The sequence below is a fragment of the Streptomyces sp. KMM 9044 genome (assembly GCF_024701375.2).
Lineage (GTDB): Bacteria > Actinomycetota > Actinomycetes > Streptomycetales > Streptomycetaceae > Streptomyces.
The window spans coordinates 35,082-53,189 of record NZ_CP113912.1 but is presented as its reverse complement, the minus strand read 5'-3'; the positions used below and the strand labels follow the sequence as shown (position 1 = coordinate 53,189).

Below are 18,108 nucleotides of genomic sequence, written 5' to 3'. Positions count from 1 at the left end.
CCCGTAGAGCGAGCGGTTCAGGGGGCGTCCACGTCGAATGCCGGACGCTCGCCCCCGGCCGGCGGAGCGGACCTCGTCGGCGGCTCGCTCCCATGCCCTTTCACCGTGTCGGCGACCTCGGCGGTCTCCTTGATCCCCAGGTCGTCGTCGGCCCGCTGCTTGCGGAGGAACGCTCGAGGGTCCGGGTCCCCGAACCCGAGGTCCTCGAGTTCGAGGCCGAGCTGTTCGCGGGCTTGCCGCTGGGCACCGTCCGAGAAGGCACGCACCTTCCGGATGAGAGCCGCCACGTCCTGGACGGCCTTCGGCCGCTTGTCCGGGCCGAAGAGGGACACGGCGAGAAGTGCGAGCATCACCTCGAGCATCTGCAACTGCTCGCCGTGCCGGGCAGAACCACCGCACTGGGCCGGGACGTCACAGCATGCGCACGGCGCCTTCGGCGTGCTGCTTGGCCAGGGTGAGCAGGGCCAGGCATTCCGAGCCGAGTGCCGCCCTCACGTGCTGACGGGCGCGTGCGAGGTCGGCGCCCTCGCCGAGTACCGCGGTGATGTTCTCCTCGCGCAGCACGACGCTCTGCTTCCCCGTGACGGTCACCCCCGTCTCATCCGGGACGATGGACCACTCGCCGGTGTGCGCCGCCAGCAGCTCAGGGACCACGGTCCGCTTGTAGACGAGGCGGCCCGCGTGCGGGAAGCAGATCCGCACCGCTTCGGTGGTCTGCGAGCCGTGCTCGGTCAGCGTCTCCACCGCCATGCGCTGCACCCCGGGTGCGTCCTCGGTGAGGCCGACCCGGGCAACGTGAGGCACCAGCTCGGCCCAGTCCCCCGCCCGGTACAGAAAGTCGTAGGCCAGCTCGGCCGGACCGTTGATGCGTATCGAGTGCTCGAAGGACAGCGCCAGTTCGTCCAGGCGCGTCCACCGTTCGGCGAACCACTTCAGGTCGGCGAGCTGCATACGGAGGTTCAGGTCGGCGCACCACGCCGCCCACGCCGCGTCGTCGGGCAGGCCGCCGGTGGTGCTGAAGCCGTACTGCAGTTCAAGCTCGGCGTCGCGCGGCCCACAGCCACGTATGCTCAACGCGCCAGTGACGGAGTCCAGCGGAGACGTGGAGCGTTCCTGCCAGAACTCGATGCGGCGCTCCACCGGGTCCAGGCGCCGCGACGCGGTCCACGATCTCAACTGCCCGTCCAGAAGGGACCACACCCGCAGACGCTCCCGCTCGCTGTCGGACTCCAGCCGCTCCACATGGACGCTCGCGGAGAAACAGAGCGGCAGCCTGACCGCATCGGCGAGCACCGCGTAGACCACACCGGCGGGCGCCGCCAGTTGCATACGGTGCCTCGCCCTGCCCACACGCTCACCAGACATCTGAACACCTCTCTCTTCACACATTGCGCCCGCCGGAACGCGGAACGGGGCCGGACAGCGGAACGAGGACCCGGATCCGGTGGCCGGAGCACGGATCAGCCGACGGACGCGGGCTCCCGGCGAGGAGCGTGTACGGCAAAGGGCGGGTTCCGGCGGCGAGCAGTGCCCGGTGCGCGGTCATCGGGGGTTCGGTCCGCCGCATCGTGCAGCCCGGCAGGAGGACCGGGACCGGCCGCGCCCCGGGGCCGACGCTCGCCGCCCAGTCGTCGAAGACGGAGGGGCCCTCACCGGAGGGTGCGAAGCAGCACAGTCGCACCGGCTGTTCGTCCGGCATGCCGTCCTCCTTCACGCACGCGCCTGATGTCACGGGGCAGACTTCAAGATTCACCAGACAGCCTCGAACCGCGCTGGAGACGGAGCCGACCGCAGCCAGGATTTTGAACCACCGCAGGGCTCCGGTACGGCAACGGGTGCTTGCCGTGACTGCCGGTCAGGTCGGCCCAGCCGTGCCAGCGGTCGGACCGGGCACTCGCGGACCCAGGGACTGTCCGGCAGGATCCTCCGGACAGGCCCTGGAAGACTCGTAAAGATCTTGATGAGTCTTCTAGGCCGCGTACCGGTCGAAGGTGGAGCCGCGGCGCGGACCGGCCACCACGTCGAGTTCCGGATCGACCGCGAGCATGGCCTGGTGCAGGTTCTGCAGCTGCGGCGAGGGTTCCACCCCGATCTCCTCTATCAGTCCCGTCCGTAGCTTCCGGTAGACGTCCAGGGCGGACGCCTGCCGTCCGGACCGGTACAGGGCCACCATCGCCTGGGCGTGCAAGCCCTCGTGCTGGGGGTGGCGGGCGATCAGGTCGGTGAGTTCGGCGATCAGTTCCGCGTGCCGGCCGAGCCGCAGATCTGCGTCGATCCGCCGCTCGATGGTCATCAGCCGGGACTCCTCCAGCCGCGTGACCTCGATGCTCAGGACCGGACCGAGTCGCACGTCCACCAGCGCGGGCCCTTGCCAGAGGGAGAGGGCCTGCCGGAAGCAGCGAGCGGCCTGTTCGTCCTTGCCCTCCTCGAAGGCCTGCTGGCCCTCGGCGACCAGGCGCTCATAGGTGTACACGTCCGCGGACTCCGGCGGGATCTGCAGCATGTAGCCGCCGTGCCGAGTGGCCAGAACGTCCTTCGCCGCGCCCGGCGCGCCGGGCCCCATCGCCGTACCGAGGTAGCGGCGCAGCTGCATGATGTATGTCTGCAGCGTGGTCATCGCGCTCTGCGGCAACTCCGTTCCCCAGATCTCCTCCATCAGCGTGGAGACGGGCACGACGCGGCTCGGATACAACGCGAGCAGGGCAAGGACCTGTCTGGGTTTCCCGGCGGTCGGGACGATAGAGTCCCCGTTCACGGCGGCGGACAACGGACCCAAAACCTGAATCTCCATGGTTTCCTCCGTTCGTCGTCGGGCACTGCCGATGGCGGAAAGTCGTCGGCGAAGCTGCACGCTAGCCGTACCCCGGCCGGAGGCACTGGTTCCTTCAGTGGCATTTGAGCAATCCTCGAAGGACAGAGAACAAAGAGGGCGGGCCTGCGGGAAACGCAGAGGCGGACCTCTCAGGCTCGGTGATCCGGCGAGCGCTCTCGGCTGTCTCAGTCTCGACCGTTTCGGCGAGCATGCTCCTGGTGGTGAAGCGGAAGTACAGTGCCCCGTTGCTGAAACCGGCCCGTTCACCGATGGCGCCCGGAGACGCGGGCACGAAGCCCACCTCGGCGAACACCTCGGCCGCCGCCTGTATCAGCGAACATCGTGTACGAGCGGCTCGCGCCTTTTTGACCAGGTTCTGTCTCCCGGGCAACGCGACGCCGAATGCCGCCGTGCATGACACGCTCCGGAACAACGAACCGCTTGGGCGGTTTGCCCGTAAGTGAGAACACTTGGCCGGAGCGTGGCTGAGGGGCCGTCGGGGCGGCCCCTCAGCCACGGTCACATCGCTGCTTTCTGCAGCGCTACTTCACCGGCTCCGGCTCGGGCGCGTTCTCCGTGTCGGACGTGCCCGTGGGGGGCTCGTCGCCATGGGCCGACGTTCTGACGGACTGCAGCAGGAGCTGGGCGACGTCGACGACCTGGACGGATTCCCCGGCCTTGCCGTCGTTCTTCTTGCCGTTGACCGAGTCGGTGAGCATGACCAGGCAGAACGGGCAGGCGGTGGAGACGATGTCGGGGTTCAGGGCGAGGGCCTCGTCGACGCGTTCGTCGTTGATGCGCTTGCCGATCCGTTCCTCCATCCACATCCGGGCGCCGCCCGCGCCGCAGCAGAAGCCGCGTTCCTTGTGACGGTGCATCTCCTCGTTGCGCAGGCCCGGAACACCGGCGATGATCTCGCGCGGAGGCGTGTAGATCTTGTTGTGCCGGCCCAGATAGCACGGGTCGTGGTAGGTGACGAGGCCCTCGACCGGGGTCACCGGGATCAGCCTGCCCTCGTCGATCAGACGCTGGAGCAGCTGGGTGTGGTGGATGACCTCGTAGTCGCCGCCGAGCTGGGGGTACTCGTTGCCGAGGGTGTTGAGGCAGTGCGGGCAGGTGGCGACGATCTTCTTGGCCGACCTGGGCTTCCCCGCCCCGCCGGTGACCCCGCCCTCGTCGTCCGTCTCCTCACCGAAGGCCGCGTTCAGCGACATGACGTTCTCCGTGCCGAGCTCCTGGAACAGGGGCTCGTTGCCCAGACGGCGCGCCGAGTCGCCGGTGCACTTCTCGTCACCGCCCATGATCGCGAACCTGACGCCCGCGATGTGCAGCAGCTCGGCGAAGGCCTTGGTGGTCCTCTTGGCCCGGTCCTCCAGGGCACCGGCGCAGCCCACCCAGTACAGGTACTCGACCTCCGACAGGTCCTCGACGTCCCTGCCGACGACCGGGACCTCGAAGTCGACCTCCTTGGTCCACTCCAGGCGCTGCTTCCCGGCCAGGCCCCAGGGGTTGCCCTTCCTCTCCAGGTTCTTGAGCATCGTGCCCGCCTCGGACGGGAACGCCGACTCGATCATCACCTGGTAGCGGCGCATGTCGACGATGTGGTCGACATGCTCGATGTCCACCGGGCACTGCTCGACACAGGCCCCGCAGGTGGTGCAGGACCACAGCACGTCCGGGTCGATGACACCGTTCTCCTCGAGGGCACCGACCAGCGGGCGCCCGGCCTCCGCCAGCGCCGCGGCCGGCACGTCCTCAAACGCCTCCACGGACGCCCTCTCCTCACCCTCCACGCTCCTGCCACCGCCGGCCAGCAGATAGGGAGCCTTGGCATGCGCATGATCACGCAGCGACATGATCAGCAGCTTCGGAGAGAGCGGCTTACCGGTGTTCCAGGCGGGACACTGCGACTGGCAGCGCCCGCACTCGGTACAGGTGGAGAAGTCCAGCAGACCCTTCCACGAGAACTGCTCGACCTGCGAGACACCGAACACATCGTCGTCACCGGGATCGGTGAAGTCGATCGGCCTGCCACCCGACGTCATCGGCAACAGACCACCCAGCGCCGTCCCACCATCCGCCTCACGCTTGAACCAGATGTTCGGAAACGCCAGGAACCGATGCCACGCCACACCCATGTCGATGTTCAGCGACACCACGATCATCCACACGAACGACGTCCCGATCTTGACCATGGCGACCAGGTACACCAGGTTCTCCAGGGTGGGCCGGCTCACCCCCTGAAACCACTCGACGAGCGGGTACGAGATGAAGTGCGACGCCTGGTAGTGGTCCACGTGGTGCAGCGCGCCCTCCAGGGCGTGCAGCACCACGATGCAGGTGCCCACGACAACGATGACGGTCTCGACGAAGTACGCCTGACCCGTCCTGGAGCCCGCGAAGCGCGACTTGCTACCCGGAGCCGAGGGGCGGTTCAGCTGCCGGACGGCAATCAGGACCAGGACGCCGAGCACCGTCATCGTGCCCAGGAACTCGACGAACATGTTGTAGGGCCCCCAGTCACCGAGGACCGGCAGCACCCAGTCGGGTTTGAACAGCTGCCCGGTGGCGTTGACCAGCGTCAGGAGCAGCGTGTAGAAGCCCACCGCTACGAACCAGTGCGCCACTCCGATGGCGCCCCAGCGGTTCATGCGCGTGTGGACGACGAACTCCCTGACCAGCGTCACACTGCGCTGATGGGGATTGTCGGTCCGCAAGCCCTTCGGGAGGGGCTGGCCGAGCCGTAGAAACTGAAGGATCTGCGAGGTGGCGCGACAGAACAGCGCGCTGCCGACCACCATCAGGGTCAGTGACACGATGATCGCGACGAGTTGCATGAGCGGGCTCCTCAAGCCGGCGAAGGTCACCTACTAAGGGGTAACTTAACGATTGGTCTGAGGCTACTCACTTATCGCGCCGTGCCACAGCGGGAGTCACGGTGATCTGCGCCGCCGTGACACCACCCGCTTCCCGTACATCAGTTCAGCCCGGCGGGCATATGCCGCTCTCGCGGGGGGAGGGAGCCGTGACGGGCGGCTGCCGGTCCTCCGTGAGCGGTGCCTCCGGCGCGGCCTTCAGGATCGACTGCTGGAGTCGGCGCAGCCGCGCCGAGGGCTCCAGGCCCAGGTCCCGTACGAGAGTGCTGCGCAGTCGGTGGTAGATGTCGAGCGCCTCGCCACGCCGACCCGAGCGGTGCAACGCCAGCATGAACTGGGCGTGCAGATTCTCATGGGTGCGGTAGCGGCTGGTCAGCACGGTCAGTTCGGCAAGCAGTTCGCGATGGCGGCCGAGCCGGAGATCGGCCTCGATGCGCTGATCGAGGGCGCACAGGCGGCTTTCCTCCAGCCGTCTGGCCTCCATCTCCAGCTGCGCACCGGTCTGGACGTCGGCGAAGGCCGGGCCGGTCCACAGGGCGAGTGCCTCGCGCAGCAGGCGTGAGGCACCCTGGAAGTCTCCCGCGTCGAGCGCGCGGTACCCCATGCCCGCCAGCCGTTCGAACTCCCGGACATCGCTCGACCCGCCTCCGGAGGCGAGCATGTACCCCCCGGGTAAGGTGACCAGGACGTCCTTGACCCTGCGCCGCAGCAGGGCCGCGGGGCCGGCGGCGGGTGTCTCCTTCTCCAGTGCGCGCGCGATGAGGTCGCGCAGTTGCAGAACATAGGTCTGCAACGTGGTACGCGCACTGCGTGGCGGGCGGCCCGCCCACAGCTCGTCGATGAGAGCGGAGACCGGAACCACCTGGTCGGCGTGGAGCGCCAGAAGGGCGAGCACCTGTCGGGGCTTGGGTGCGGTGGGAGTGACGGACGCCCCGTTCTCTCTGACGTCCAATGTGCCCAGTACGTCGATCTGCACGCCGTTGCCCCCTAGGTGAGTGCGCTGCCATCCAGCACCACACGAGTACAAAACAGGCCAGACGGTTTGTCAACGGCAAACCAGCTGTGCTGTTTTGTTGCGCCGTACACGCGTGCCTGTACAACTCCCGCTTCAATCAGCACAGTTGGAGCTTCATGTGCCGTCGGACGGCGCCGACCCCGCCCGACGGCACCCAGGCTCGCGCATTCTCCCCTGCGAGTCAGCTCCGACAGGACGGGCGGCAGGGGGAACACCCCAGACACCCATGGCTGGCTTAACAGACCTGGCGCGCGGTTTTAACCGGCGTGCATCCGACTCTCCGTCCACAACCTGGGCCACAGTGGATCAGCGGACTCGAGAAGTGCTCAGGAATCACTCAAGAACCGCCTCTTGCCACGCCCCGTGGCAGTCCGACGGTTTCAGGGACCGGCCTGCCTCGGCGGGGGCACAGGACCGGCCACAGGACTGGATCGTTGTCGATCACGCGTGTCACACGCCGCGCGCCGGCTGGCGCCCCACTCACCTCTCGCCGAAAGAGACAGGTCCGAATCGCATGAACGCCTACGAAAACGTCCTGGCTGCGGGCGCACGCTCGAAGGCCCTCACCGTCCACCGCAAACTGCCGTCCGCCGGATTGCGCGCCGGGCCTGTCGGCACGCCCCCGCCCGGCGCCCTCGCAGGACGGTCTCCGTGAGCGGGCCTCAGGCGGAGACCGGCATATGGGCCGACTCGCGCACCATTCGGGCTCCCCGGTCCGGAGCCACGTCCAGACGCGCCAGGACCGCGGGCGCGGCGATGGACGGCAGCAAGTGCTTCAGCAGCACCGAGACCCGGAACTCGACGTCGCCGAGGTCGGTCTCCAACTGAGCGTACAGCTGTACCCCGTTGAGTGCGCCGACCAGTAGCTCGCCGACCTCTCGCGGCACCATGTGTGCCACGGTCTCCCCCCTCTCCTGGGCCTCGGTCATGAGCCCTGTCAGCACGTCGCCCCACAACGGCCAGGCGCTGCCGTGGTGCCTGCGGGCGGCGACCGGATCGGCCGAGAGGCGGGCGCCGGCCCGTAGCAGGGGGTCGTGCACCAGTCGGTGGGCCATCGTCATCACGACATCCACCGCTTCCTGGAGCTTGATCTCCTGCTCAGGCAACGCCTGCTCCGTCTGGATCTCCAGGACGCCCCTGGCGAGCGCTTCCTTGGAGTCGAAGTGGAAGTACAACGCGCCCTTGGTCACTCCGGCGGTCTTGAGGATGTCGGCGACCGTCGCCGCCGCGTACCCGTGCTCCGCGAAGACGGCCGCGGCCGCCTCCAGTACTGCCCGGCGGGTCCTGACCGCACGTTCCTGCTGGGCCACCGGACCTCCCTTCCCCGAACCATGCATCTCAGGCCTGTACAGAGCACAGAAAAAAACCGCTCAGGAGGTATATTATCTTCGTCCTTCAGTCCGTGCAGCTGCCGAGTTCGGCCATTCTTCGCCCGCCGCAGCGCGGTGCGTCACGCCGTCTCGTCGTCGTCGACGTGCCCGGACGAGGGCAACCGCGTACCCCGGTACAGCGACTCGCGGGTAAGCCCGGCAGCGGCCGGAGCTCCGGGGCAGGCTCCCGATAACCGAATAACAGTGCAGGTGGGGATGGATACGGGAACGAAGGCAGCGACCGAAGCGACTCAAGTCCCCTATATATGACGCAGGCGCGCGCATACCCATGTCCTCATATACCCGTCCCCTCGGTCGCTTCGGTCGCTGACCTGCCGCACAGGCCATTCCGACCTGCGTTTTTCCTCCTGAGCGGCAGACGAAGGACACAGTGCTCCGTCGCTCCCCCTCCGTCGCTCCCCCTCCGGGCGGACCGCCGGATGTGTCAGCTCCCCGTGCCGTGCTGCGGCGGTGCGGCACGGGGCGGTTCGTCCCCACCGAGCACGGTCAGCACTTCGGTGACGGTCTCGGTCTCCCCGATGGAGGGCAGATGGCGCAACAGGCGGGCACACTGGTCGACCAGTATGCCCGCATCGGCGTCGGAGAGCCGGGCCCGGTCGTGAACGGCCGAGAGGGTCAGCGAACCGTCGGTGGCGGGCCGGGCGAGCAGGGCGGCGAGCAGGAGGCTGTGCGCGCCGCTGGCGTACTGCTCCCCGAACCGGACACCGGCATCGGCGAGCCGGGCCCGCAGATCGGCGAGCGGCCGCGAGGTGGTCTCCACGGAGACCAGGCTGTCCAGCAGCCGTCCTGGCGCCGGGGGGCCGGTCCACTCGTGGACCTGTTCCATGCAGACCCACTCGTAAGCGGCCAGGTCCAGTGCTTGGTCGCGCAGGGTCTCCAGGAGCCGGATCACCGGCTGGGCCGGGTCGACCCGCACGGTCATCGGCAGGCAGCTGCGCAGCGGCCCGACCAGCCGGTCGACGGCGTCCAGGGCGATGCCGCGCCCGGAAACAGTGACGCCGAAGCCCACCGGGGCAGGACCGGTGGCGTCCGCCGCCCGGTACAGCAGCAGCGCCCACACGGCGTGCAGAGCGCTGGAGTCCGGCAGGCCCCACGCGGCCGCCCACCGGTGCAGCCGGTCCGCCTCGGAGGCAACCAGCCGGGTATCGGCCCGGCCGCATCCGCTCTGCCGGGTCCGGGGTCCGGGCAGAGCGGGCTGCACGACGGGCGGTCCGTCGGGTGCGATCCGGTTGAAGAAGTCCTGCGCCGGGGCGGTGTCCTGATGCTCCAGCCAGTGTGCCCAGTCGCGGAGGTCCGGCCGGCGTTCGCCGCCCGGCAGCACGCCGCCTTCGAGGTAGGCCCGGCTGAACTCGTCCAGCAGTACGAACACGCTCCGGGCGTCCAGCAGCCCGTGGTGGAAGGTGAGCAGAACCCAGGTGACCTCCGCGGCGCCGCGCGGGGCCGCCGGGCGTGCGTCCTCGCCGACATCGACGAGGGTGACACGCAATGGGCCGGGGCGGCCCAGGTCGAAGCCGCGCAGCCGGTCGCGTGCCAGGAGCTCGTCCCGGTCGACGGTACCCGCCGGATGCCGCACGACCTCCGCACGGACCTCGTTGTGGAAGACGACGCGCGGTTGAGGTTCCCGTTCGAAGGCGGCGCGCAGGATCACCTCCCGGTCGGCGACGGACTGCCAGGCTGCGGTGAACCGCTGGGTGTCCAGCGGTCCGTGCCAGTACCACCAGACCTGCTCCACGTACCGTCCGGTGTGTCGGTCCGTGCAGGAGTCGAGCAACGCGTCGTACTGCGGCCGGGCCACCGGCACGGACGGTCCCGAAGCACCTGCGGTCACCGCCGAGCGGAGGGGGCGGATCTGTCCCCTCCGCCGATGGCTCCACCCCGTCATGTCTCTTCCTCCTCTGGGCCGTTGCCACTTCCCGGACGGGGCCGCAGGTCGCTGGGGCCCTGGAGGACGGCGTCCCCCGGGTGTGCCCCTCCGGGCACATCGTGACGGGGTTCTCCGCCAGCGGCCTGACGAACTTCTGATACGGCTCGCGGGCCGCTCGCGCTCACTTCGAGAAGGGTGGCGAAGGGCGCAGGCGCAAGCAACGGTGCCGGGCCGGACAGCGGACCCCGTCTGCTCGTGCGGTTTTGGCCGCCCGGGTGGCGTCCGCCGCACGCGTGCCCCAGCCGCCCCGACATCCCGCCCCTCCCTAAAGACTCGGCGCTTCCTGCGCCATGAGCCGGTCGAGCCGCCCGCCCAGGTCTCGCTGTTCCTGGGAGAGCCGCTCAACGCGACGGCGCAGCGAGGCGATCTCGTCACGCAGCATCCGTACGTCGGTGTCGTCGTGCGCGTACGGTGCTCCCCCTACGGGGTCAGCCTCCGCGTCCGCCCCCTCCCTGCCGTGCAGGATCGCCTCCATACGGCCGCGCAGTGCCGGCCCCGGGGCAATGCCCAGGTCGTGCCGGAGCCTGTGACGCGCCCGTTCGTACGTGATCAGGGCCTCCGCCTGCCGACCGCACCGGTGCAGCGCGGTCACCAGCAGCTCGTAGAACCGCTCCCGCAGCGGATGGGCGATCGTCAGCTCCTCCAGTTCGCCGGTGATCTCCTCCCCACGGCCTGCGCGCAGGCACGCGTCGTACAGGGCCTCCATGGCGACGAGCTTGCTCTCCTCCAGCATCGAGGCCTCCGCCGAACAGATGGCGCCGCGCCCGCTGCCCTCCAGGGCCGCTCCCCGCCACAGGGCGAGGGCCTCGCGCAGGACATCGGCCGCGCCGGCGGGACCGACGGGAATCAGCGCCCGGCCTTCGGCGACCATGCGCGCGAAGCGCTGCGCATCGGTCTCGATCCCGTTCAGACGCAGTACGTACCCCGTGGGCCGGGTCACCAGCCACTCGTGCCGCCGCTTCCCCGGTCCGACGGTCACCGGCAACAGCCGCCGCAGGCGGGCCACATGGGCCTGCAGGGCATTGGCCGCATTGGCCGGTGGCTGTTCGCCCCACAGTTCGTCGACGAGGCGGTCGGAGGGCACCACCTGGCCGGCCTTCCCCACGAGAGCCCCGAGCAAGGCACGTTGCTTGGCGCCCGCGGGCACGATCCGCAGGTCGGTGCGGTCATCGTAGATCTGCACGGAACCCAGAATCCGAAACTCCATCCCACCCTCGCACGGGAAATCTAATGAGTCCTCAAAACGCCGGTTTCGGCATGCTCGACGCGGATTCCACTCCCTGGCCGTCGGACTGGCTGACCGTTTTCGCAGGCAGGTGTTCACGGCAGCTCGTCGGCGTCAGAAGGGCTGTCAGTCCCCTGAGGAGGAGAGGTCTCCGTCCGGTGGGCGGCCGCGCTCTCCAATTCCTTCACCATGGTAGGAAAACTAGCAGTACGAGCCTGCCCCTGGAACAGGCACCTCCACGCGTCTGCCGTTCACTGATACCTTGTCAGGGTCGCGTCAGTGATACGTCAGAACCCTTACTCACGGACCGATGGAGGAATGCTTGAGTCCATCTGGTGCAAGCCTCCATAAAGACTGGAGGGCACCTTGCGGTCGGCCAGCGGAAAACTTCGCAGAAATCGAAGAACAGACACTATTTGAGACTCGACAGAGCACTTAGCCGACAGCTTCGGAAACGGTACGGGGGAAGAATGAACATAAAGGTGCTGGGTGCACTGCATGCCGAAGTGAAAGGAGTCTCCATCGTCCCGACCGCGCGGAAACCCCGCCAGATCCTGGCACTGCTCGCGCTCCGTCCCGGTCGGGTCGTGCCGGTGTCCACTCTCACGGAGGAGATCTGGGGCGCCGATCAGCCGCAGAGCTCGCTGACCGCGCTCCAGACGTACATCCTCCAACTGCGCCGCATGCTGCGCACCGCCATGGGCCCCGAGGCGGCCGGCTCGGCCAAGGACATGCTCGCCACCCGCTACGGGGGCTACCTGCTGCAGATCTCCCCCCAGGCGGTCGACGTGTACCGGTACGACCGCCTGGTGGCCGAGGGCCAGCGTGCGTTCGAGAGCGGCGACGACGCACGTACAGCCTCGTTACTGCGAGAGGCGCTCGCCCTGTGGGAGGGCCCCCCGCTGGCCGATGTCCAGGTCGGAGCGGTCCTCGAGCTCGAGGTGATGCGGCTGGAGCAGTCCCGTCTGGTCACGAGTGAGCGCCGGATCGACGCCGAGCTCCGGCTGGGGCGGCACACCGAACTCGTCGCCGGACTGACCGACCTGATAGCCCGGCACCCCCAGCACGAGGGTCTGCACGCGCAGGCCATGGTGGCGCTGTACCGGTCCGGCCGTCGGGCGAACGCACTGAACGTCTACCGCCGGCTGCGCCAGCGGCTCGATCACGAACTGGGTGTGGAGCCCTCGCCGCAGTTGCAGCGGATGTACCAGGCGATGCTCTCCGTCGACCCGCGTCTTGACATCGTTGCTGACTCACGGGGGACATCGACCTTCGACCTGTACGCCACCCGGAGATGAGGCCGGCTCGTCCTCGCTCCGAGGAACCGGCCGCTGCGAGGCTGGCGGGACAGGGCAGTCCGGCGCCCGGCCGACGCCGTCGGTCAGTTCGCCCGGCCGACGAGCCGGTCGCTGCCGCTCGTTGCGGGGACGGAGGCCGCTTCGTCGGGTCGGGTCGTCAGAATGGAGCGCTGCAGCCGGCTGAGCGGCGCCGAGGGCTCCAAGCCCAGCTCCGTGACGAGCGTGGTGCGCAGTCGTTGGTAGACGTCGAGGGCCTCACTGCTCCGGCCCGCACGGTGCAGCGCCAGCATGAACTGGCTGTGCAGGCTCTCGTGCGTCCGATGCTGGGAAACAAGGACCGTCAGTTCCGGGAGCAGCTCCCGGTGCCGCCCCAGGCGCAGGTCGGCGTCGAGGCGCTGGGTGAGCGCGCACAGCCTGGCCTCCTCCCACCGCCTGGCCTCCATCTCGATCTGGTTGCCGGCCCGGATGTCGGCCAGGGCCGGCCCCTGCCACAGTGACAGGGCATCGGCCAGTTGACGGACCGCGCCCGCGTAGTCCTCCGTGTCCATGGCCCGGTAACCGACTCCGGCGCGGCGCTCGAATTCCCGGTAGTCGACGGTGCCGCCCCGTGTCTCCAGGCGGTAACCGCCGGGAACGGTGGTAAGGATGTCCTTGGCCGTGCACTGCTCGTTCTCGGCGGAAGCCAGTGCGGTGCCTATCAGCTCGCGCAGCTGCAGGATGTATGTCTGCAGCGTGGTGCGGGCACTGCGTGGTGGGGTGGCGCTCCACAGTTCGTCGACCAGGACGGACACCGGGACCACCTGGTCGGCGTGGATGGCCAGTAGGCCCAGCACCTGCCGTGGCTTGGGTGCCGTCGGCAGGACGGACACCCCGTTCTCGCGCACCGACAGCGCGCCCAGCACCTTGATGTCCACTCTCTCCCCCATCGGTTTACGCGGATCAGGCTCGGCCTCCGCGTCTCAGCCTGCGTGCCTGCCGGGCCACGGCTGCACAACCTCTCTCGATGAAAAAACAGCACAGTCGGTTTGTCAATGTTCGGCCGGTGTCGATCACCAAGAGGGTTGGGATTCAGCCATGCCGCCCTGTTCTCGTATGGCTACCGCGAACGGACATGCAGCGCTGCGTGACCGTGGTGGTCGTCGTTTCCCCTCACTGGGCGTCTCGCTGAGCTGAACGAGTGATCTCGGGTGGGTAGAGGAACACGGGTGCGGCAGGACGGGGAGCCGGAGGACCTGATCGAGCAAGTGGGCACAAGACGAGGGCGCGAAGATCGCCTTCGGCACCGACCTGCTGCTCGAACCCGAGAAGGTTGGCCTGCAGAACGAGATGCTCACCCGGTTGTCCCCCCACTTCGACTTCACCCCCGCCGAGGCACCGAGGATCGCCACGTCCGGCAACGCCGAGCTCTTCCGACTGTCCGGCGAACGCAATCCCCACAAGGAGGCTGAGCTCGGCCAGAGAACGGCCGGTGCCTGGGCCGATGTCCTCCTCGTCGAAGGCGCCCCCAGGACCTCCCCCTGCTGGGTGACCCGGACAAGAATCTTGCCGTCATCATCAAGGACGGCCGTATCCACAAGAACCTCCTCGGCTGATATCTCACCCCCCGGGGCGAAGAACCGGCCCTGCCCGGGGCACCAGTCGGTCGCTCCGCCCTTGGCGGTGATCTTCCCGCGCTTGTCCTGCGGGTACAGGTCTTCGACGTTCAGGCACAGCACCTCGTCGGCCCGCGCCGCCGACTCGTGGAGCATCTTCCACTGAGTCCTCTCCCGCAGGGCGACGTCCAGGCGCCGCAGGGCGGCGATCTGGTTCTCGGCCAGGGCTTTGGTGCGGTCGGGTGGTGCCGACCGCCGCTCGATGCCGATCGGCGGGTCGCGTTCGATCCAGCCCTGGCACCGCCACCAGCCGATTGCCTTGCGGGCGATGGGCGGTTCCCGGTTGACGGTGTCGGCGTCCGTCTCCTCCGCCTGCGCCGCCGCCAGCTCGGCCAGCATCTCCGGCAGGGCCGGATCGTCGATCGCCGTGACGGGGAAGAGGGGCGGCTTCGCGCCCCGGCGGGCGGACCCGGTCGGCGCCGGTTCACCGGCGAACATCCGCTCCCGCGTCGTCAACGAGATCCGGTAAATGCGCGCGGAGGCCTTCGCGATGCCCGCGCCGGTGAGGTATCGCTCGACCGCCGCGGTGTACGACGCGGGCGGGGCGGGCAGGGGCACCACCCTGGCGCGCGGCACACGCACCGCGCCCCTGGCTCCAAGCTCGGATTCCCATTGCGTCGCGTGCCGGTCGGCGGCGTTTGCCCCGCACATGGATTTTCATCCCATTATTCTGGTCCGGTTCTCGCGGTACCTGTCACGGTCGTTTTCGGCAGGTGCGCGGAGCAGGGGGTGACGATGGATCTGGGCCTCGTCAGGGGCGCGGGGGCCCTGCAATCTGCGGCTCCGCCGCGTGGACGCGAGTGACCAGAAGCGATGCCGCAGGTCAGCAGCCGGACTGGAAGACCCCGGCTGCCCGTCCGTTCAGACGGTGTGGCAGGCCATGGCGAGCCGGTCCACCAGCAGCTCCACTCTCTGCTCGGCGTCCGCCGACGGCAGTCGTCCCGCTCGGGGCGGGGTCGCCAGCCCGTGCAGGGCCGCCCAGAACACCTCGGTGAACAGTGCCGGGTGGACGCCCGTCCCCGGCGATCTCGCCGAGGCTTTCCGGCAGGGCGGCGAAGGCGTCCTGCAGCGGCTCGGGGGTGTCCTCGCGCGCGAACGCCCGGCCGCCGCCGAGCTGGAACATGGCGTCGTAGACCGCCGGGTTGCGCTCGGTGAAGTCAAGGTAAGTGCGGGCGAGTGCGGTGACCCGGGCGCGCGGGCCGTCCGCGGCGGAGGCCTCGGCCCGCAGCGCCGCGGCCATCCCGGCGGCGCCCTCGAGGGGGGACGGCGCCGATGATCTCGCGGCCCGGCTCGCCGAAGGCCCTCGGGTACCGGTGCACCGCGGATGCCGCCTGCGCAGGTCCGGGCGGCCCTGCACGGTGGAGCCCTTCGATGGCGACGACGGAGACTGCAGGTGATGGCACGATGCCGTGCCATCCGGTCGGGCGGTGGCCGACGCGCTCACACTCGCGCTCAGCCGGTTCTCCGGTGGGGACGGGACCGCGTGACGCGAAGGCGGCGGCGCCCGGGGCGGTTCAGAACCGTTTTTCCCAGGGTCTGATCAGAACGATGGAGAATTACTTGAGAGTTGCTCGAAATCCGGCAGCGCCGGCGCCCCGCGATTCCGGCCGAAATGACTCGAAGTCTCTTCATCATCCACACGGCACTCATTAAAGGACTGCCGCCGACCTCAAGAGATGCCCGGCTCGGCGCGATTGGCGAGACCCGACCGGATCATACGGGACTACAAAATTCCGCTTTCCCCGCGGCCGGAATGATGGCTCTTCGAAGTGGTGGGGGTGATCGTCGGCCGACGTGCCTCGGCCGCCCCACGGAGCGCCGCCCGACCAGGACGTTCGACGGGCAGTCGGCGGGTGCCGAGGTGCCGACGGTCGGCGGTACCCCCATCAAGTTCGAAGACCCGGAATGATCCCTACCGCTAGAAACTAAACCGGACGGTAGGTACCTTCGGGATGCCGGAGTCAACCGGTCTCCAATGCGCCACTGCCGCTCAGGGGGGAAGCAGCTATGTCCGCGAGCACGTTCCGCGCCGAACGCCTCACATCCAGCGCACCATTCTCCCAGGACGAGACGGCGACACTCGCGGAAAAAGGATTGTTCCGCCACCCGTCCTTGACCACCACTGTTCCGAAAGAATTCGTCCACCGTGCCAGCGTTGCCGAGGTCATGCTCACCGACTGGCAGCGCCGGGACAGCAGTCATTTCGCCGTGGCCGCCCAGTGGCCCCGCGGCCACAGTTTCTTCACCGCCGTGCAGGGCTGTCACGATCCACTGATCGCCGCCGAGACGATCCGCCAGGCCGGAGTCCTCCTCTGCCACGCCGAGCTGGGCGTGCCCCTCGGCCATCACTTCCTCATGCGGAATCTCAACTTCAGCGTGCATCCCGGCCGGCTTCTCGTCGGCAGCGCACCAGCCTCCATCGGCCTCGACGTCACCTTCTTCGACACCAAGCGGCACCGTGGCCGCCTCGTTGCCGGCCGCATCGAAGCGGTGCTTCGACGCGACGGTCACGCCGTGGCGACGGGCGGCGCGTCTTTCACCTGTGCATCCCCCGCCGTCTACCGACGTATCCGTGGCCGGCAGCGCCCCGACGGCGGCTGCCCCGAACTTCCGCTTGCGGCTCCGCTGCCCCCGCAGTCCGTGGGCCGACTGCTCCCGATGGACGTGGTCCTGTCACCCACTGAAGAAACCGGACGCTGGCAGTTGCGGACGGACATCCGCCACCCCGTGCTCTTCGACCACCCGGTCGATCACGTGCCGGGCATGGCGCTGATCGAGGCGGCCCGGCAGGCAACGACAGCCACGTTGGGCCGTGGCTCGTTGCCACTGAGCGTCGAGACCGACTTCATGCGCTACGTGGAACTGGATGCGCCTTGCTTCATCGAGGCTCGGCGCGTTTCCGGCGGGGAGCCGGGCCGGGAGGCCGTGTTCGTGCAAGGCCGCCAAGCGGAGGACGTCGTCTTCCGTTCGACCGTGACCGTGGCCTCGTCCACCGCCTGACCCCCTCGGGCGCCCCGCCGTCCGCGTGCCGCGCGGAAGTCCCGTCCTCGTCCGGTCACTGCCGCAGGTACAGGTCGTTCCGGTGGCGGCGCGTGCTCGTCGCAGCCGCGCGCCGATGTCACTGGCCGTCAGGAAGAGCTGAGACATGGATGCACTAGCCGGAAGAACCGCGCTCGTCACCGGAGCCAGCCGCGGAATAGGCAGGGCGATCGCGCGCAGGCTGGCCCGGGAGGGGGCCTTGGTCGCGGTCCACTACGGCCGGAACGAGGCGGCCGCGCAGCAGACCCGGGAGCTGATCGTCGAGGAGGGCGGGCGAGCCTTCGCCGTCGGCGCCGAACTGGGGGTGCCCGGTGACATCGAAGCCCTGTACGCCGGGCTGGAGGAGGGGCTGGCCGCCCAGGGAACAGAGCCATGCCTCGACATCCTCGTCAGCAATGCGGGCATCAGCGGATCCGCACGCATCCACGAGGTGACACCCGAGCTGTTCGACCGGCTGTTCGCCGTGAATACCAAGTCCCCCTTCTTCCTCGTTCAGCGAGGCCTGAAGAACCTGCGGGACGGAGGCCGGATCATCATCATTTCGTCGGCGGCCACGCGGGTGGCGTACCCCCGGTCCGTGGTGTACGCGATGGCCAAGGGAGCCCTCAACACCTTCACGCTGGCCCTGGCCAGGGAACTCGGCCCGCGAGGCATCACGGTGAACGCGGTCAGCCCCGGGTTCGTGGAGACCGACATGAACGTGGAGAAGCGGGTCACGGCGGAGGCCACCGCGGCACTCGCCGCCCTGTCCGTCTTCAACCGGGTCGGCCAGCCGGCCGACATCGCCGACGTCGTCGCCTTCCTGGCATCGGACGCGTCCCGCTGGATCACCGGCCAGTGTCTCGACGCCAGCGGCGGCTCCCGTCTCTGATCGCG

At 68.8% G+C, this 18,108-nt stretch carries 16 protein-coding genes and 1 pseudogene; 4 read left to right on the top strand and 13 right to left on the bottom strand.

What is annotated here, in order from left to right; all coding sequences use genetic code 11:
- Nucleotides 1-17: 17 nt before the first annotated feature.
- From HUV60_RS33250 to HUV60_RS33220, 7 genes are all read right to left on the bottom strand, one after another.
- On the bottom strand, nt 18-350 hold the full coding sequence (locus HUV60_RS33250; protein ID WP_257854047.1) for a Sec-independent protein translocase TatB: 333 nt from the start codon (nt 348-350) through the stop codon (nt 18-20).
- Between the two features lie 61 nt (nt 351-411).
- The gene (locus HUV60_RS33245; RefSeq protein WP_257854046.1) at nt 412-1,365 is read right to left on the bottom strand and encodes an SRPBCC family protein; all 954 of its coding nucleotides are present in this window, start codon (nt 1,363-1,365) and stop codon (nt 412-414) included.
- Nucleotides 1,366-1,381: 16 nt separating this feature from the next.
- Nucleotides 1,382-1,699, bottom strand: a complete 318-nt coding sequence (locus HUV60_RS33240) for a hypothetical protein (RefSeq protein WP_257854044.1) — start codon at nt 1,697-1,699, stop codon at nt 1,382-1,384.
- Between the two features lie 270 nt (nt 1,700-1,969).
- On the bottom strand, nt 1,970-2,791 hold the full coding sequence (locus tag HUV60_RS33235) for an AfsR/SARP family transcriptional regulator (RefSeq protein ID WP_257854043.1): 822 nt from the start codon (nt 2,789-2,791) through the stop codon (nt 1,970-1,972).
- Between the two features lie 94 nt (nt 2,792-2,885).
- Nucleotides 2,886-3,233, bottom strand: coding sequence for a TetR/AcrR family transcriptional regulator (locus HUV60_RS33230; protein WP_257854042.1), 348 nt, complete (start codon nt 3,231-3,233; stop codon nt 2,886-2,888).
- Between the two features lie 121 nt (nt 3,234-3,354).
- Nucleotides 3,355-5,649, bottom strand: a complete 2,295-nt coding sequence (locus HUV60_RS33225; RefSeq protein WP_257854041.1) for a (Fe-S)-binding protein — start codon at nt 5,647-5,649, stop codon at nt 3,355-3,357.
- Nucleotides 5,650-5,794: 145 nt separating this feature from the next.
- Nucleotides 5,795-6,664, bottom strand: coding sequence for an AfsR/SARP family transcriptional regulator (locus tag HUV60_RS33220; protein ID WP_257854040.1), 870 nt, complete (start codon nt 6,662-6,664; stop codon nt 5,795-5,797).
- Between the two features lie 553 nt (nt 6,665-7,217).
- Between HUV60_RS33220 and HUV60_RS33215 the strand changes: the two genes are divergently transcribed.
- Nucleotides 7,218-7,358, top strand: coding sequence for a hypothetical protein (locus HUV60_RS33215; protein WP_257854039.1), 141 nt, complete (start codon nt 7,218-7,220; stop codon nt 7,356-7,358).
- 7 nt (nt 7,359-7,365) lie between these two features.
- Here HUV60_RS33215 and HUV60_RS33210 read toward each other — a convergent pair whose 3' ends face one another.
- The 3 genes from HUV60_RS33210 to HUV60_RS33200 all read right to left on the bottom strand — a co-directional run bounded on the left by HUV60_RS33210 (nt 7,366) and on the right by HUV60_RS33200 (nt 11,201).
- On the bottom strand, nt 7,366-8,013 hold the full coding sequence (locus HUV60_RS33210; protein WP_257854038.1) for a ScbR family autoregulator-binding transcription factor: 648 nt from the start codon (nt 8,011-8,013) through the stop codon (nt 7,366-7,368).
- Between the two features lie 505 nt (nt 8,014-8,518).
- Complete coding sequence (locus HUV60_RS33205; RefSeq protein WP_257854037.1) at nt 8,519-9,889, bottom strand: condensation domain-containing protein; 1,371 nt, start codon at nt 9,887-9,889, stop codon at nt 8,519-8,521.
- A 394-nt stretch (nt 9,890-10,283) separates the two neighbouring features.
- Nucleotides 10,284-11,201 (bottom strand): AfsR/SARP family transcriptional regulator, encoded by a 918-nt coding sequence (locus tag HUV60_RS33200; RefSeq protein ID WP_257854036.1) that lies wholly within the window; start codon nt 11,199-11,201, stop codon nt 10,284-10,286.
- 512 nt (nt 11,202-11,713) lie between these two features.
- Between HUV60_RS33200 and HUV60_RS33195 the strand changes: the two genes are divergently transcribed.
- On the top strand, nt 11,714-12,541 hold the full coding sequence (locus HUV60_RS33195; protein ID WP_257854035.1) for an AfsR/SARP family transcriptional regulator: 828 nt from the start codon (nt 11,714-11,716) through the stop codon (nt 12,539-12,541).
- An 83-nt stretch (nt 12,542-12,624) separates the two neighbouring features.
- On the opposite strand, the gene HUV60_RS33190 is transcribed toward HUV60_RS33195, so the two are convergent.
- The 3 genes and pseudogenes from HUV60_RS33190 to HUV60_RS33180 form a co-directional block, all read right to left on the bottom strand.
- On the bottom strand, nt 12,625-13,455 hold the full coding sequence (locus HUV60_RS33190; RefSeq protein ID WP_257854095.1) for an AfsR/SARP family transcriptional regulator: 831 nt from the start codon (nt 13,453-13,455) through the stop codon (nt 12,625-12,627).
- A 135-nt stretch (nt 13,456-13,590) separates the two neighbouring features.
- Nucleotides 13,591-14,844 carry a hypothetical protein gene (locus HUV60_RS33185; protein ID WP_257854034.1) on the bottom strand — a complete coding sequence of 418 codons (1,254 nt, stop codon included), beginning with the start codon at nt 14,842-14,844 and terminating at the stop codon, nt 13,591-13,593.
- Between the two features lie 210 nt (nt 14,845-15,054).
- A pseudogene (locus tag HUV60_RS33180) lies at nt 15,055-15,512 on the bottom strand (TetR-like C-terminal domain-containing protein).
- A gap of 688 nt (nt 15,513-16,200) precedes the next feature.
- Here HUV60_RS33180 and HUV60_RS33175 point away from each other — a divergent pair.
- Together HUV60_RS33175 and HUV60_RS33170 are read left to right on the top strand one after the other, a co-directional pair.
- Nucleotides 16,201-17,193 carry a ScbA/BarX family gamma-butyrolactone biosynthesis protein gene (locus HUV60_RS33175; protein ID WP_257854033.1) on the top strand — a complete coding sequence of 331 codons (993 nt, stop codon included), beginning with the start codon at nt 16,201-16,203 and terminating at the stop codon, nt 17,191-17,193.
- A gap of 145 nt (nt 17,194-17,338) precedes the next feature.
- Nucleotides 17,339-18,103, top strand: coding sequence for an SDR family oxidoreductase (locus tag HUV60_RS33170; protein WP_257854032.1), 765 nt, complete (start codon nt 17,339-17,341; stop codon nt 18,101-18,103).
- Nucleotides 18,104-18,108 lie beyond the last annotated feature (5 nt).